At 61.1% G+C, this 16,074-nt stretch carries 15 protein-coding genes; 14 read left to right on the forward strand and 1 reads right to left on the reverse strand.

Translation table 11 applies throughout. The features are described from left to right. The first annotated feature begins 3 nt into the window (after nucleotides 1-3). From rseP to MPJ51_RS05960, 10 genes are all read left to right on the forward strand, one after another. Nucleotides 4-1,356, forward strand: a complete 1,353-nt coding sequence (gene rseP / locus MPJ51_RS05915) for an RIP metalloprotease RseP (RefSeq protein ID WP_298383156.1) — start codon at nucleotides 4-6, stop codon at nucleotides 1,354-1,356. 137 nt (nucleotides 1,357-1,493) lie between these two features. Continuing rightward, entirely contained in the window at nucleotides 1,494-1,622 is a 129-nt protein-coding gene (locus tag MPJ51_RS05920; protein ID WP_298383159.1) for a hypothetical protein, read from the forward strand. 128 nt (nucleotides 1,623-1,750) lie between these two features. Beyond that, a complete protein-coding gene (gene bamA / locus MPJ51_RS05925) occupies nucleotides 1,751-4,111 on the forward strand; it encodes an outer membrane protein assembly factor BamA (protein ID WP_298383162.1) in 2,361 nt (786 codons plus the stop codon). A gap of 22 nt (nucleotides 4,112-4,133) precedes the next feature. Beyond that, the gene (locus tag MPJ51_RS05930) at nucleotides 4,134-4,700 is read left to right on the forward strand and encodes an OmpH family outer membrane protein (protein WP_298383165.1); all 567 of its coding nucleotides are present in this window, start codon (nucleotides 4,134-4,136) and stop codon (nucleotides 4,698-4,700) included. Nucleotides 4,701-4,774: 74 nt separating this feature from the next. Beyond that, nucleotides 4,775-5,248 (forward strand): 3-hydroxyacyl-ACP dehydratase FabZ, encoded by a 474-nt coding sequence (fabZ, locus tag MPJ51_RS05935; RefSeq protein ID WP_298383170.1) that lies wholly within the window; start codon nucleotides 4,775-4,777, stop codon nucleotides 5,246-5,248. After that, nucleotides 5,245-6,030, forward strand: a complete 786-nt coding sequence (lpxA, locus tag MPJ51_RS05940; RefSeq protein ID WP_298383173.1) for an acyl-ACP--UDP-N-acetylglucosamine O-acyltransferase — start codon at nucleotides 5,245-5,247, stop codon at nucleotides 6,028-6,030. The genes fabZ and lpxA overlap by 4 nt, the downstream gene beginning before the upstream one ends. Nucleotides 6,031-6,034: 4 nt before the next feature. After that, a complete protein-coding gene (gene lpxI / locus MPJ51_RS05945; RefSeq protein WP_298383176.1) occupies nucleotides 6,035-6,829 on the forward strand; it encodes a UDP-2,3-diacylglucosamine diphosphatase LpxI in 795 nt (264 codons plus the stop codon). Next, nucleotides 6,829-7,992 carry a lipid-A-disaccharide synthase gene (gene lpxB / locus MPJ51_RS05950; protein ID WP_298383179.1) on the forward strand — a complete coding sequence of 388 codons (1,164 nt, stop codon included), beginning with the start codon at nucleotides 6,829-6,831 and terminating at the stop codon, nucleotides 7,990-7,992. The genes lpxI and lpxB overlap by 1 nt, the downstream gene beginning before the upstream one ends. Beyond that, nucleotides 7,985-8,560 carry a hypothetical protein gene (locus tag MPJ51_RS05955; protein ID WP_298383183.1) on the forward strand — a complete coding sequence of 192 codons (576 nt, stop codon included), beginning with the start codon at nucleotides 7,985-7,987 and terminating at the stop codon, nucleotides 8,558-8,560. Before lpxB ends, MPJ51_RS05955 begins: the two co-directional genes overlap by 8 nt. A 76-nt stretch (nucleotides 8,561-8,636) precedes the next feature. Continuing rightward, nucleotides 8,637-9,182 (forward strand): carboxymuconolactone decarboxylase family protein, encoded by a 546-nt coding sequence (locus MPJ51_RS05960; protein WP_298383185.1) that lies wholly within the window; start codon nucleotides 8,637-8,639, stop codon nucleotides 9,180-9,182. Here MPJ51_RS05960 and mnmA read toward each other — a convergent pair. After that, nucleotides 9,179-10,324: a tRNA 2-thiouridine(34) synthase MnmA gene (mnmA, locus tag MPJ51_RS05965; RefSeq protein ID WP_298383188.1), complete on the reverse strand. Its 1,146-nt coding sequence runs from the start codon at nucleotides 10,322-10,324 to the stop codon at nucleotides 9,179-9,181. The two genes, MPJ51_RS05960 and mnmA, sit on opposite strands and share 4 nt — an antisense overlap. A gap of 129 nt (nucleotides 10,325-10,453) precedes the next feature. On the opposite strand from mnmA, the gene MPJ51_RS05970 reads away from it, so the two are divergent. The 4 genes from MPJ51_RS05970 to recG all read left to right on the forward strand — a co-directional run bounded on the left by MPJ51_RS05970 (nucleotide 10,454) and on the right by recG (nucleotide 16,014). Continuing rightward, complete coding sequence (locus tag MPJ51_RS05970) at nucleotides 10,454-10,747, forward strand: DUF1153 domain-containing protein (RefSeq protein WP_298383303.1); 294 nt, start codon at nucleotides 10,454-10,456, stop codon at nucleotides 10,745-10,747. Nucleotides 10,748-10,832: 85 nt separating this feature from the next. Continuing rightward, nucleotides 10,833-11,549, forward strand: coding sequence for a response regulator transcription factor (locus MPJ51_RS05975; RefSeq protein ID WP_298383191.1), 717 nt, complete (start codon nucleotides 10,833-10,835; stop codon nucleotides 11,547-11,549). Between the two features lie 125 nt (nucleotides 11,550-11,674). Then, nucleotides 11,675-13,927 (forward strand): NAD-dependent DNA ligase LigA, encoded by a 2,253-nt coding sequence (gene ligA, locus MPJ51_RS05980; RefSeq protein ID WP_298383194.1) that lies wholly within the window; start codon nucleotides 11,675-11,677, stop codon nucleotides 13,925-13,927. Continuing rightward, nucleotides 13,924-16,014: an ATP-dependent DNA helicase RecG gene (gene recG, locus MPJ51_RS05985; RefSeq protein WP_298383196.1), complete on the forward strand. Its 2,091-nt coding sequence runs from the start codon at nucleotides 13,924-13,926 to the stop codon at nucleotides 16,012-16,014. Before ligA ends, recG begins: the two co-directional genes overlap by 4 nt. Nucleotides 16,015-16,074: the final 60 nt, after the last annotated feature.

Raw genomic sequence — 16,074 nt, forward strand, 5'->3', positions numbered from 1 at the left:
CTTTTGGACATATTCTCTTTGATCCCCCAATTCGGCGGCGTGCTGTATACCGTACTGGCCTTTGTCGTGGCTTTGTCCGTTATCGTCGCGGTGCATGAATATGGCCATTACATCGTTGGCCGCTGGTCCGGCATCCATGCCGAGGTATTCTCGATCGGGTTCGGCCCGGTGTTGTGGAGCCGCATGGACAAGCGCGGCACCCGCTGGCAGGTCGCGCTGTTGCCCTTGGGCGGTTACGTCAAGTTTCTTGGCGATTCCAATGCCGCGTCCGGCAAGGACGAAGCGGCGATGGAAGAGATCACCGAACAAAGCCCCGAAGAGCTGCGGCGCACCATGCATGGCGCGCCACTCTGGGCGCGGGCGGCCACCGTTGCGGCCGGGCCGGTGTTCAACTTTGTCATGTCCATTCTGGTTTTCGGCCTGATCCTGTGGTCTCAGGGTGTCTCGCGCGAGCCGCTGACCGTCGGCGCGCTGCACCCGCTGCCCGGTACGGTGCAGGGGTTGCAGGACGGGGATGAGATCGTCGCCATTGCCGGCATCACCACGCCGGATTTCGACGATCAGCGCACTTGGGGCCAGTTCACTGATGAACTGCCACTGCAGCCGGTTCTGGATTACACCGTCAATCGTGATGGTGAGACGCTGGACGTCGAAGCCCCGTGGCCGTTTCCACCGCTGATTCAGCAGGTTGCCCCGCGCAGCGCCGCGATGGATATCCAGTTGCAATCGGGGGATGTGATCACCGCCGTGGATGGTGAACCGATCTTTGCCTTTGAGCAGTTGAAGTCCCGGGTCGAGGCCTCGGACGGGCGGCCTTTGCTGTTGAATGTCTGGCGTGACGGGGCCGAACTGGAATTTGCACTGGCCCCGCGCCGCACCGATGAGCCGCGCGCAGATGGCGGTTTCGTCACCCATTGGCGCATCGGCATCGTCGGCGGCATGATGCTGGAGCCTGAAACGGTTCCGGCGGGGCTGTGGTCTTCGCTGTCCGGCGGGGTCAATCAGACGATCCGCATCATCGACGGGTCGCTGTCGGGGATCTGGCATATGATCACCGGCGCGATCAGCACCTGCAATATCTCGGGGCCCATCGGCATTGCCGAAACATCCGGTGCGATGGCCAGCCAGGGGGCCGAGAATTTCATCTTTTTCATCGCGGTTCTGTCCACCGCCGTGGGTCTGCTGAACCTGTTCCCGATCCCGGCGCTGGATGGGGGGCATCTGGTGTTCTACGCCTATGAGGCCGTGGCCGGAAAGCCGCCCAGCGACAAAGCGCTGCGGGTGCTGATGGGAATCGGCATCACGATGATCCTGTCGCTGATGGTGTTTTCGGTCAGCAACGATCTGTTCTGCTGAAAGTAGCCCTTTGCGACCCCCTTGATGGAAGATTTTCGCAAAGGGCAATAAGGCATCAGCGGCACGGTTCCGACGCAAAATCGCCTTAATTGACGGTTACAATCCGGGGTTGAGATACATCAACGGATACCGTCGACATGACCAAGGCGCTGCAAAAATCCTATCAGAGTTTCAGTTACCTGTTCATGCTGAACTGGGACACGCTGCTCAGCTTTGGCGTGACCGCATTGGCGCTGGCCGCCGGTGCCTATTTCGTCGGCCTGTGATTCTTCCACATATTCCCGAAATTGAGCGCGAATTTTAAAGCGCATCTGTGCCGTTTGGTCTTTTGACAAGACGGGCCAGACCCGCTACTCAGCAGCTAAAGTCTGAAAAATCTGGGTAGAGAAAAAACATGGCAGTGAGCAGAGGCACGGGCACATCCTGCGGCTTGATCCGGTCGCAAGGCAAGATTTTGTGGCAGACACTAGCGGTTCTTTTCCTCTTTGCTGCCTTGAGTTTAACGGCTTTGCCGGGCGCCGCGCAGGCGCAGACTTTCACGATCACCAACTTCGAAGTTGAAGGCAACCGGCGCATCGAGACCTCGACCATCATCGCGCGGACGGGAATCGAACCGGGCCAAACGGTCAGCGCAGGCCAGTTGAATGACGCCTTTCAGCGTTTGCTTGACAGTGGCGTTTTTGAGACAGTCGAACTGACACCGCGCGGCAGCACGCTGGTCATCGAAGTGCAGGAATACCCGACGATCAACCAGATCAGCATCGAAGGGAATCGCCGGGTCAAGGATGATGTGCTGCTGGATGTGATCTCGTCCGAGACACGGCGCGTGTTCATCCCGCAGGTTGCCGAAGCCGATGCCGACCTGATTGCTCAGGTCTATTCGTCACAGGGCCGTATCTCGGCCACGGTCATTCCGCGCATCATCCGCCGCAGCGACAACCGCGTCGATCTGGTTTTTGAGGTCGCCGAAGGCACCACGATCGAGATCGAACGGGTCAGCTTTGTCGGCAACCGCGCCTATTCCGACCGTCGTCTGCGTCGGGTGCTGGAAACCAAACAGGCCAACTTCCTGCGGACTTTTATTCGGGGCGACACGTTCATCGCCGACCGGATCGAGTTCGACAAACAGGTGCTGCGCGATTTCTACCTGTCGCGTGGATATGCCGATTTCCGCGTCAACAGCAGCAATGTGGAACTGACGCAGGAGCGTGACGCGTTCTTCCTGGTCATCAACGTCACCGAGGGGCAGCAGTTCCGGTTTGGCAATATCTCGACCGTCAGCGAAATACCCGGTGTGGATGCGGCAGCCTATCAGGATGCGCTGAAGCTGAAGCCCGGTGTGGTCTATTCACCCACGCTGATCGAAAACTCGATTGCCCGGCAGGAACGGCTGGGCCTGAAACAGGGCGTCGATTTCCTGCGGGTCGAGCCGCGCGTCACCCGCAATGATCGCGATTTGACGCTGGACGTGCAGTTCGTGCTGACCAAGGGTCCGCGCATCTTCGTGGAACGCATCGATATCGAGGGCAACACCACCACGCTGGATCAGGTGATCCGTCGTCAGTTCGACACGGTCGAGGGTGACCCGTTCAACCCGCGCGAAATCCGTCAGAGCGCGGAACGCATCCGGGCGCTTGGCTTCTTTGCCGTGGCCGATGTGGAAACCCGCGAAGGGTCGACCCCCAGCCAGGTCATCGTGGACGTGGATGTCGAGGAACAGCCGACCGGCTCGCTCAGCCTGGGCGGTAGCTTCTCGGCCTCGGATGGTTTCGGGATTGCCATTGGTCTGAACGAGGCCAACTTCCTAGGTCGGGGTCAGAATCTGGGTATTACCCTGTCGACCGCACAGGATTCCGAGCAATATGTGGTGAACTTCACCGAACCCTACCTTCTGGGCCGCAAGCTGCGCTTTGATCTGGGGCTTGGTCTGGCGACAACCAACTCCAGCTTTGCCAGCTTTGACACCAAAAGCGTCTTCTTCAACCCGCAGCTGAGTTATGCGATCGGAGAGCTGTCGTCTCTGCGCCTGCGCTATGGCTGGAACAGCAGTGAGATGACACAGCAAAGCGGTCAGACAAATGGTGCGGTGATCGCGTCCGAGATTGCGCAGGGCGAACGGGTCGCCAGTTCGATCGGTCTGTCCTATGTCTATGACAGCCGTTTGGGTGGTCTGAACCCCAATGCCGGTGTTCTGTTTGAGGCGAATGTCGATTTTGCCGGTGTTGGTGGCGACAGCGAATACATCAAGACCACTGCACGCGCCATCGCCCAGCAACGGGTGCTGAACGAAGAGGTTGTTCTGCGCGCCACTCTGGAACTGGGTGCGTTGAACTGGACCGGCAGCGATTTCAGCCGCACGCTGGACCGTTTCGTGCTGGGTCCGAACGTGTTCCGCGGGTTCGAGCCTGCGGGTCTTGGCCCCCGCGACCTGTCGAACGGTCAGGATGACGCCATCGGTGGTAACTACTACTGGGTGGCCCGGTTCGAATCCGATTTCCCGCTGGGCTTGCCCGAGGAGCTGGGGCTGCGTGGTGGTGTCTTCTATGACGTGGGCAACCTTTACAACATCGACAACGTGAACACCGCAGGGGCCAATATCGTCGGTGCCAACGGGGCGCTCCGCCATGTTGTTGGCCTGTCGGTCCTGTGGGACACGCCTTTTGGTCCGCTGCGGTTCAACTTCTCGAAAGCCCTGAAAAAGGAAAGCTTCGACAAGGAACAGAACTTTGACCTGACCATTCAGGCCCGGTTCTGAGGTCTGAATGATCGGTGGATTGATGAACAGAATGCAGGGCCCGATCCGGGCCCTGTGTGTTTTCCTGACCCTCGGTTTGGCAACAGCCGAGGCGCAGCAACTGGGCGTGCCGCAAACGGGCGTCCTGACCATCTCGGGTGAGCGGCTGTTCTCCGGCTCGGCCTATGGCCAGCGCGTGTTTCGCGAGATTGAGGCCGAAAGCACAATTCTGGCGCAGGAAAACGAACGCATCGTCTCCGCGCTCAGCAAAGAGGAAAAGGACCTGACAGAACAGCGCGCCGAACTGACACCCGAGGAATTCCGCCCTCTGGCCGAAGCGTTCGACGACAAGGTCCAATCCCACCGCGAAAGCCAGCGCGCCAAGCTGGAGGTTCTGGCCCGACGCAGCGAAGAGGCGCGCGTCATCTTTATCGAAATGGCCCAGCCCGTGCTGATCGAACTGATGCGCGAAACCGGGGCCTCAATGATCATCGAACGCTCCAGCGTGTTTCTCAGTTCGGACGCGTCGGATATCACCGATGCGGCCATCGCCCGGATCGATGCGGTTATCGGCGACGGTCTGGCGCTGGAAGAGGGGCGGGAAGAATAGCATTGCTTGCCCTTGAGGGCCGGTATTGTTAACCACGCGGAACGACGAACAATCAAACACGGGACATCTGCACCATGACCACGGAAACCAAGAGTGCCGACATTCAGCTGATTCAGCGCATTCTGCCCCATCGCTATCCGTTTCTTCTGGTCGACAAGGTAGTGGATATCGACGGCTATCAATCCGCCGTGGGTATCAAGAATGTCACCATGAACGAACCGCATTTCCAGGGCCATTTCCCCGGAACCCCGATCATGCCCGGCGTCACGATTGTCGAGGCGATGGCCCAGACCGCAGGCGTCATGCTGGGCGTGGGCATGGATGTGATCGACAGCGAACTGCTGATCTATTTCATGAACATCGACAAATGCAAATTCCGCCGCAAGGTCATCCCCGGCGACGTCCTTCAGATGCATGTGGAAACCGTGCGCGGCAAGAAGGGTGGCAAGATCTTCAAATTCAGCGGCCGCGCCACGGTTGATGGTGAGGTCGCAGCCGAGGCCGAGTTCTCGGCCTATGTCGACTGGGACATGGAAAAAACGACATGAGCGGCATCCACCCCAGCGCCATTATCGAAGACGGGGCCCAGATCGGGCAGGGCTGTACCATCGGGCCGTTTTGCTATGTCGGCCCGCAGGTCCGTCTGGACGACCGGGTCGAGCTGAAATCGCATGTGGTGGTCACCGGCGATACCTGGATCGGCGAAGACAGCGTGATCTTCAATTTCTCGGTCATCGGTGAGATTCCACAGGACCTGAAATTCGGGGGCGAGAACACCCGGCTGGAGATCGGCAAGCGCAACCGCATTCGCGAGCATGTGACCGTGAACACCGGCACCGAGGGCGGTGGCGGGGTGACTCGGATTGGTGACGATTGCCTGCTGATGGCCGGGGTCCACGTGGCGCATGATGTACAGATCGGCAACCGGGTGATCATGGTCAACCATGCCGGTGCGGCGGGTCATTGCATTGTCGAGGATGACGTGATCGTCGGCGGTATCTCGGGCCTGCATCAATGGGTGCGGGTCGGGCAGGGCGCCATCATCGGCGCACTGACCATGGTGGCCAAGGACGTGATTCCCTACGGTCTGGTTCAGGCCCCGCGCGGAGAGCTGGACGGGTTGAACCTCGTCGGCCTCAAGCGGCGCGGTGTGGCGCGTGAGGATATCTCGGCCCTGCGCGCGGCCTTCCGTGAGCTTTCTGATGGTGATGGCACCTTCATGGACCGTGCCAAGCGCGTGGGTGAGGATGCCAACAGCGAATATGTCCGCCGCATCGTCGATTTTGTGACCGGCGAGACGGACCGATCTTTCCTGACACCGGGGAAGTAGCCCGATGCTGGCACTGATTGCAGGAACGGGCGTTTTGCCGGATCAGGTCGTGGCGGCATTGCCCGAACGGCCCCTGATTTGCGCGATGGAGGGGTTTGAGCCCGATACCCTGACCCCCGATTTGACCTTCCCGCTGGAACAGCTGGGCAGCTTCATTGCCGAGCTGAAAGCGCGCGGCGTCACTCAGTTATGCATGGCGGGCGCGGTGCGTCGGCCCAAGGTTGATCCGGCGCGGATTGATGCGGCGACAATGCCTCTGGTTCCGATCCTGCAACAAGCGATCATGTCCGGTGACGATGGTGCCTTGCGCGCCGTGATCGGTATTTTCGAAGACGCCGGTCTGACCGTCCGCGCCGCGCATGAGATTGCACCGGACCTGCTGCCGCCGCTGGGTTGCCTGACCGAGGCGCAACCCTCGGAGGCTGATCTGGGTGATGCCGACCGCGCCGCAGGTATCTTGCGCGCCATGGGCGTTGCCGATATCGGGCAGGCTTGCGTGGTGCTGAAAGGGCAGGCTCTGGCGGTTGAGAGCATTTTTGGCACCGCCTGGATGCTGCAATCCCTGACCCAGCGCCCCGATGCCGGTGGCGGCGTGTTGTTCAAAGGCCCCAAACCCGATCAGGACCGGCGCGCGGACCTGCCTGCCATTGGCCCCGATACCGTTTCCGCCGCCGTGGCCGCGGGCCTGTCGGGGATCGTGATCGAAAAGGGCGGCGTGCTGGTTCTGCATCGCGACAAGGTCTTCGCCGAATGCAACCGTCTGGGCCTGTTCCTGACCGTGCGCGAGCGGGCCGTCTGATGCGTGTCTTTCTGGTCGCCGGAGAACCCTCGGGCGATCGCTTGGGCGGCGCATTGATGGAAGGGCTGAAAACCCTTGTGCCGGATGTGGAGTTCGACGGGGTCGGTGGTCCGCTGATGCAGGCACAGGGCCTGACCAGCCGCTTTCCCATGGATGAGCTTTCGGTCATGGGGCTGGTCGAGGTTCTGCCCAAATTCTTCCACCTCAAACGCCGCATTGCCGAGACGGCGCAGGCGGTGCTGGACACGCAGCCGGATGTGCTGATTACCATCGACAGCCCCGATTTTTCCTTGCGTGTCGCTAAACTGGTCAAGGCGCAAAGCACGATCCGCACCGTTCATTACGTCGCCCCCAGTGTTTGGGCCTGGCGTCCGGGGCGGGCCGACAAGATGGCCAAGGTGATCGACCATGTTCTGGCCCTGCTGCCATTCGAGCCGCCCTATATGGAACGCGCCGGGATGGAGTGCGATTTTGTCGGCCATCCGGTGGTGAACGAACCCGTCGCCTCGGATCAGGACATCGCCCGGTTTCGCGCAGACCATGATCTGGGGGACGCGCCGATTGTCCTTGCGCTGCCCGGGTCGCGGCGGGGTGAGGTCGAACGGCTGGCCCCGATCTTTGGTGCCGCGCTGCATCAGTTTCTGCAGGATCGCCCGGATATGCGCGTCGTGGTTCCGACCGTGGCGCATATGGTCGAGGCCGTAGCGGCGCAGGTCAAGAACTGGCCAGGCCAGCCGGTTGTCGTCGACCCGCGCACGGGGACCGCAGATCAGGCGCAGGCGCAGAAACGCGCGGCCTTTGGCGCGGCCGAGCTGGCGCTGGCGGCCTCGGGGACCGTCTCGCTGGAACTGGCGGCGCAAGCAACGCCGATGGTGATTGCCTATAACCTGAACTGGCTGACCACGCTGATCGCCAAACGCATGGTGAAACTGGACACCGTGACGCTGGTCAATCTGGTCTCGGACACACGGGCGGTGCCGGAATGCCTGCTGGACGATTGTCAGCCGGACAAGATCGCCGCCGCGCTGTCACAGGTGGCGGGTGCGCCCGATGCGCAGCGACAGGCGATGGATCTGACCATGACCCGCCTGGGCCGTGGGGGTGAGGCCCCAGGTCTGCGCGCCGCCAAGGCGGTTCTGGACTGCATGCCGCGCGATGTTTGATTACGCGCTGTTTGCAGCCTCAGCCGGGGTGGCGATGATTTCGACCAATCTCGATAATCTGGCCGTGCTGCTGGGCCTGATGCTGGTGATGGAACACCGCCGTGCGGTGATTGGATTTGCCCTGGCGCAGGTCATTGTCCTGTCGTTGGCCATGGCAGTCGCCAGCGGGCTGAGCCAGACCGGTATCCCAAGCTGGATCGGCTATCTGGGGATCGTGCCGCTGGTTCTGGGCCTGCGTGGCATCTGGCAACAATTCACCGGCGCCGAAACGGAGGAGACCGAGCCCAGCGGCGCCGTGACCTCGGTCGTGACCCTGTTCCTCAGCCTGTCCATCGACAGTTTTGCGGTGATGACACCTTTGCTGGCGGATTCGACGCCTGTGTTCCGGCTCGCCGCCCTTGCGGGGGCCTTCTGTTCGGCTGTGGTGCTGGTGGCTGTTGCAACCTGGGGCGCGCCGCATGCGCAGAGCCTTGGGCCACGGGTCGCGCGTCTGGACCGGATCGCGCCGTATATCATGGTCTGCGTCGGGCTCTATATCTTGCTGAATACGCCAACGGACGCGCTGTGATCTCTGCCTTGTGATCACCCGGCGGTTGTCGTGGCCTCAACCCCTTGCAATATCACGCGGATAGAGGAGAGCGCCCATGACCCGTATCCCACCCCTGACCGACTCTGAGATGACCGCCTCCGCCAAGGCGGCCCATGTCGCGTTGGGTGAATACGGCCCCTTCGACAACTGGGCGCGGGTGGCGGCCCACAGCCCGGCGGTGCTGGAACATGTCGCCGGGATGCTGACCGGTTTGCGTGCGCAAGACACTCTGCCACGCCGCGCGTTAGAGCTGGCGATGGTGACGGTTTCCAGGCTGAATGCCTGCGATTATTGCCTGTCGCATCACACTCCGCTGCTGACCGTTGAAGGGCTGAGCCCCGAAGGGGCCGCGCGGTTGCCGGATGTCGAGGGACACCCGGAACTGGACGATTGCGACAAGGCCGTGGTGCGCTATGCGCAGGCGGTGACGACGCGGTCAGGCCGGATGCACGATGCCGAGGTCCATGACCTGCGCCAATGGTTCAGCAATGCGCAGATCGTCGAGCTGACATGGCGCATCGCCCTGACCGGCGCGTTCAACAGATTCAACGATGCGCTGCAAATCCAGATCGAACCCGAGGTTGAGCCCGTCGAGGCCTAATACCCGCGCCAGATCCAGCCGCCGCCAAAGATGCGGCTGCCTTCACCCGCATAGAACACGCAGGCCTGACCCGGAGAAATCCCTTCCTCGGGCGTCAGCAATTCAACCTCGGCTGTCGTGTCCGACAAGGACCGGACAATTGCCTCACGCGGCGGGCGGGTCGAGCGGACCTTGACCGACAGGTGCCATTCCTTGCGTGAGGTGAAGGGCTCATCCCCCAGCCAGTTGATCTCACGCACAGGCACGACGCGGGTGGCCAGCATCTCTTTCGGGCCGACGACCACCTGTTTCTTGTCCACGTCCAGCTTGACCACATAAAGCGGCTCACTCAGGCCGCCGATGCCCAGACCTCGGCGCTGACCGATGGTGTAGTGGATCACCCCGTCATGCTGCGCCAGAACACGGCCATCCACATGCACGATCTCACCCGGTTCGGCGGCCCCGGGGCGCAGTTTCTCGATCACGCTGGCGTAGTTGCCGTTGGGCACGAAACAGATGTCCTGACTGTCGGGCTTGTCCGCCACCGCCAGCCCATATTGCGCCGCCATCTCGCGCGTGGCGTCCTTGGAGGGCAGGTGACCCAGCGGGAAACGCAGGAAATCCAGCTGCTCGGGTGTGGTCGAGAACAGGAAATAAGACTGATCGCGGTTGGCATCCTCGGCACTGTGCAATTCCGGGCCTTTCGCGCCCATCTTGCGCTGAATATAGTGACCGGTGGCCATGCAGTCGGCCTCAAGGTCCTTGGCGGTCTCCAGCAGATCCTTGAACTTCACCCGCTCATTGCAGCGAATGCAGGGCACAGGGGTCGCGCCCGCCAGATAGCTGTCGGCGAACTCATCGATCACCGCGTCCTTGAAGATGTTCTCATAATCCAGAACGTAATGGGGAAAGCCACGCTCCTCGGCCACGCGGCGCGCGTCATGGATGTCGATCCCCGCACAGCACGCACCTTTCTTGGCCAGCGCCGCGCCATGGTCATAAAGCTGCAGCGTCACACCCACCACGTCATAACCCTGATCCGCCAGATAGGCCGCCACGACCGAGCTGTCGACACCGCCCGACATGGCCACAACCACCCGCGTTTCCGAGGGCGGTTTGGCAAAGCCAAGCGAATTGAGTTGGGTCTCGGCGGCGAGGGCCATGGCGATTCCAGTCCGGGTTAAGAAAGACCGGCAGAATATAGGAAAATTCTACACACTCTCAAGGGGCGGTTTCACGCAGTTTTAAGTAGGCTGGGCGCAGCTTTGATGCAGCTGGAAAAGGGTTCAAGGATGTATTTGCACAAAGTGGAAGGGCCAAGATCGGTCACCCTGCCGGACGGGTCGATACTGACCCGCGCCGATCTGCCCCCCGCCGACACGCGTCGATGGGTGGCCTCGCGCAAGATATTGGTGGTGCGGGGGGTGCTTTACGGGCTGATCACCCTGTCGGAGGCCAAAAAGCAATACGGCATCAGCGATGAAGAGTTCAACGGCTGGGTCACGCTGGTCGCCGAACATGGTGAAGGGGCGCTGAAAGTGACCGCATTAAAAAAATATCGACAACCTAAGGGAGAAGGTGAATAAATGAATATACGGTAACGTCAGATTAACCATTTTTGTTCAGGCTTAACTCGAATTCGAAAGATTGACCTGAATTGGAGCAGTGAAAATGCGTATTCTTCTTGTCGAGGATGATCCGACAACGTCCAAAAGCATCGAATTGATGCTGACCCATGCCAACCTGAACGTGTATGCGACGGATCTGGGCGAGGAAGGCATCGATCTGGCGAAACTCTATGATTATGACCTGATCCTGCTGGATCTGAACCTGCCTGACATGAACGGGCATGAGGTGCTGCGCCAGTTGCGGATCGCACGGGTCGAAACGCCGATCCTGATCCTGTCGGGCGCGGATGACACGGAAAGCAAGATCAAGGGTTTCGGATTTGGCGCGGATGACTATCTGACCAAGCCGTTCCATCGCGAAGAACTGGTGGCGCGCATTCACGCGATCATCCGCCGGTCCAAGGGGCATTCGCAATCGATCATCAATACCGGCCGCGTGGCGGTGAATCTCGATGCCAAAACGGTCGAGGTTGAGGGCAAAACGGTGCATCTGACCGGCAAGGAATACCAGATGCTGGAACTGCTGAGTCTGCGCAAGGGCACGACCCTGACGAAAGAGATGTTCCTGAACCACCTCTATGGCGGCATGGATGAACCTGAATTGAAGATTATCGACGTATTTATCTGCAAACTGCGCAAAAAGCTCAGCAATGCGACAGGGGGCGAGAACTATATCGAAACGGTCTGGGGCCGGGGATATGTATTGCGCGACCCGCAGGCTGGCGGGGTTGACGAAACCCGCATGGCGGTCGGCGCCTGACCACACTGAAATACTGCCGTCGCTGGTCCGGGGCGGCACCCTCACTCACGGTACAGCACGGCACTGGACCTGGCCATGGCCTCGCCCTATCACTGGGGTCCAAGACAAAGTGACAGGGCGAGGCCATGAGCGAATCCATTCCGGTATCAGAGCTGACCGAAGACGCGGCACAGGCCGAACTGGCGCGGCTGGCGGTCGAGATTGCCAAGGCCAATCAGCTGTATCATGCGGAAGACGCGCCCGAGATTTCCGATGCGGAATATGACGCGCTAAAGCGCCGAAATGCCGAGATTGAGGGGCAATTCCCACACCTCAAGCGCAATGACAGCCCGTCAGAGCAGGTGGGTGCACGGGCGGCAGACGGGTTTTCCAAGGTCACTCATGCGGTGCGCATGATGTCGCTGGGCAATGCGTTTGATGACGAGGATGTGGCAGATTTCGACCGGTCGATTCGCAAATATCTTGGGCTGACTGACGATGCGGCGTTGGCATTTACGGCAGAGCCCAAGATCGACGGGCTGTCGCTGTCGCTGCGCTATGAACAGGGCAAACTGGTGCAGGCCGCAACGCGCGGTGATGGTGAGGTAGGTGAAAACGTCACCGCCAACGCGCTGACCATGTCCGACATTCCTCAGCAGATCAAAGATGCCCCCGATGTGCTGGAAGTGCGGGGCGAGGTCTACATGTCGCATGCCGATTTTGATGCCTTGAACGCGCGGCAGACCGAGACCGGCGGGAAAACCTTCGCCAACCCGCGAAACGCCGCTGCCGGGTCGTTGCGACAATTGGATTCCTCAATCACCAGGGCGCGCCCGCTGCGCTTTTTCGCCTATGCCTGGGGGGAGATTTCGGCCCCGCTGGCGGACACTCAGATGGAGGCCATTCAACGGCTGAAATCCTTCGGGTTTCAGATCAACGACCTGACCCGCCTATGCGAAAACACCCAACAGATGTTGGAGCACTATCGCGATATCGAGGCGCAGCGGGCGACGCTGGGCTATGACATCGACGGGGTGGTCTACAAGGTGAATGATCTAGCCTTACAGGCGCGGCTGGGGTTCCGCTCGACCACGCCCCGCTGGGCCATTGCGCATAAATTCCCGGCCGAACTTGCCTGGACCCGGCTGGAAGCGATCGATATTCAGGTCGGCCGCACCGGCGCGCTCAGCCCCGTGGCGCGGCTGCATCCGGTGACGGTGGGCGGGGTCGTGGTTTCGAACGCGACGCTGCATAACGAAGATTACATCAAGGGACGTGATGCCAAAGGCGGCCTGATCCGTGACGGCAAGGATATCCGCGTCGGCGATTGGGTGCAGGTCTATCGGGCCGGGGACGTGATCCCAAAGCTCTCGGATGTTGATCTGAGCAAACGGCCCGAGGGTGCCGAACCCTATGATTTCCCCACGAAATGCCCCCAATGCGGCAGCGAAGCGATCCGCGAGGATGGCGATGCGGTGCGTCGCTGCACAGGTGGGTTGATCTGTCCGGCGCAGGCGGTTGAAAAGCTGAAACATTTCGTCTCACGCAAGGCGTTTGATATCGAAGGACTGGGCGCAAAGCAGATCGAGATGTTCTATGACGACCCGGTTCTGCCCATCAATGCGCCCGCCGATATTTTCACGCTGCAAACCCGCGATGCGGCAAATCTTGCGCGGCTCAAGAACCGGGATGGGTGGGGTGAAACCTCGGCCAGTAACCTGTTTTCAGCGATTGATGAAAAGCGCGCTATCCCGTTCGCGCGGCTGCTGTTCGCGCTTGGCATCCGGCATGTAGGTGAGGTCGGCGCGCGCGATCTGGCGCTGTACTATCGTGACTGGGATGTGATGGCGCAGGCCATCGACACCGCGCGCCCGGCAGCGGTGGCTCATCGTAAGGCCGATGAGGCAGAAGAGGCCGAGCGTCTGGCGGCCACCGAAGAAAACCGCCGAGCCCGGATCAAAGAGGCGCGCGAGGCGGCGATGGTCGCCTTGGATGTTCCGGCTGAGGCTACGGCGGCGTGGTCCGACCTGACCGGCATAGACGGGATCGGCGCGACGCTGGGCCTGTCGCTGTCCGACGCTTTTGCCAACGCGGATGAACGGGCCGCCTTTGACATGTTACGCAGTCACCTGCAGGTCATCGCGCCCGATGCACCCTCAGAAGACAGCCCCGTGGCGGGCAAAACCGTGGTCTTCACCGGGACGCTGGAAAAGATGACCCGGGCCGAGGCCAAGGCCCGGGCCGAGGCGTTAGGGGCCAAGGTTTCGGGTTCGGTCAGTCAGAAAACCGACCTGCTAGTGGCGGGGCCGGGGGCCGGGTCCAAGGCCAAAAAGGCCGCTGATCTGGGGATCGAGACGCTGGACGAAGATGGCTGGCTACAGCTGATCGGGGATGCATGACGGGCCGTCCTGAGAAACTGTTCCCGCTGTTTGCCGGGCTGGAAACGCTGGAAGGCGTTGGCCCCAAGACGGCGCAGAACATGGCGCAACTGGGCATCGAATCGCCGCGTGACGTGTTGTTTTCGCTACCTTATGCGGTGGTGGACCGGCGGCGGCGGGATACGATCAAGGGGGCCGAATTGCCCTCAACCCTCACGGTTGAGGTGACGGTGGGCACGCACCGCCCGGCGCGCAATCGGGGCGGGGCTTACCGCATCCATGTTGAGGATGCGCAGACCGATTTTCAGTTGGTTTTCTTCCATGCGCGCGGCGATTACCTGCAGAAAATCCTGCCGCAGGGTGCGCGCAGGGTGGTGTCGGGCAAGCTGGAACTGTTCGACGGCATGGCGCAGATGGTGCATCCCGACCATATCGTGCCGCCCGAAGACGCAAGTGATCTGCCGGAATTCGAACCGGTCTATCACTTGACACAAGGCGTGACCCAGAAGACAGCCTATAAGGCGGCGCAAAGCGCGCTGGCCCGCGCACCTGATCTGGCGGAATGGGCCGATCCGGCGCAGGTCGGGCAGCAGAACTGGCCCGATTGGGCCTCGGCCATGCGGGCTGCGCATCATCCCAAGGGGGCCGATGATGTGGCCCCGTTTGCCCCGGCGCGGGAGCGGTTGGCGTATGATGAACTGTTTGCGCACCAGTTGACTCTGGCCCTTGCGCGACAGCGTGAGCGTAAGGCGCGCGGTGTTGTCAGCGTTGGCACCGGCAAACTGCAATCGAAGATCCTGAACAGCCTGCCGTACCGCCCGACCAACGCGCAATCGCGCGCGATTGATGACATCACGGCGGATATGGCTGCCGACACCCGTATGAACCGTCTGCTGCAAGGCGACGTGGGCGCGGGCAAAACGCTGGTCGCGTTCATGGCCTTGCTGGTCGCGGTTGAGGCCAAAGGGCAGGGGGTCATGATGGCCCCGACCGAAATTCTGGCTCGTCAGCATCTGGAAGGCCTGCGCCCTCTGGCCGAAGAGGCGGGCGTGGTGTTGGATATCCTGACCGGGCGCGACAAAGGGGCAGAGCGGCGTGCCAAGCTGGCCGCGCTAAAACGCGGCGATATTCATATTCTGGTCGGAACCCATGCGGTGTTTCAGGACGATGTGGAATTCCGCGATCTACGTCTGGCCATTGTCGATGAACAGCACCGGTTCGGGGTGCGGCAGCGGATGGAGCTGTCCGAAAAGGGGCAGGGCGCGGATGTTCTCGTCATGACCGCCACGCCGATTCCGCGCAGTCTGTCGCTGGCGCAATATGGCGATATGGATGTCTCGGTGCTGGATGAAAAGCCACCCGGGCGCAAACCGATCAAGACCGCGATTGTCAGCACGCAGCGCATGGATGAGGTCGTGGCCCATCTGCGCCGCGCGATTGATGAGGGGCGCCAATGCTATTGGGTTTGCCCTCTGGTCGACGAATCCGAGGTCTCGGACCTGACCGCGGCGCAGGAGCGGTTCAAACGCCTGCGTGCCTTGCTGGGGGATGAGACGGTCGGGCTGGTCCATGGCCAGATGCCGCCCGCCGACAAAGACGCGGCGATGGCAGCGTTTCAGAACGGACAGACCAAGGTTCTGGTCGCCACAACGGTGATCGAAGTTGGGGTGAACGTGCCCAACGCCACGATCATGGTGATCGAGCGGGCCGAGATTTTTGGGTTGGCGCAATTGCACCAGCTGCGCGGCCGGGTGGGACGGGGCGAGGCGGCCTCGACCTGTTTGCTGATGTATCAGGCGCCGCTGTCCGAAGGCGGCCGCAAGCGGCTGGAAGTGCTGCGTGAAACCGAGGACGGCTTCCGCATCGCCGAAACCGATCTGCAAATGCGCGGCGCAGGCGATCTGATCGGAACCGCGCAATCGGGGCTGCCAAAATTCCGCATCGCCGATCTGGAGCGGCAGGCCGGGCTGATGGCCGTGGCGCAATCGGACGCGCGGACCTTGCTGGCGGGTGATCCCAAACTGACCTCGGACCGGGGGCAGGCGGCGCGTGTTCTGCTATGGCTGATGAAACAGGATCAGGCGATCCGTTTGATTTCAGTAGGTTAGCCGAAAAATCCTTAAAAGTTCACAAATGTTCTCAAAAAGTTCTTTACTGAATGCGCAAGA

The organism is Ruegeria sp., assembly GCF_028066395.1.
GTDB lineage: Bacteria > Pseudomonadota > Alphaproteobacteria > Rhodobacterales > Rhodobacteraceae > Ruegeria.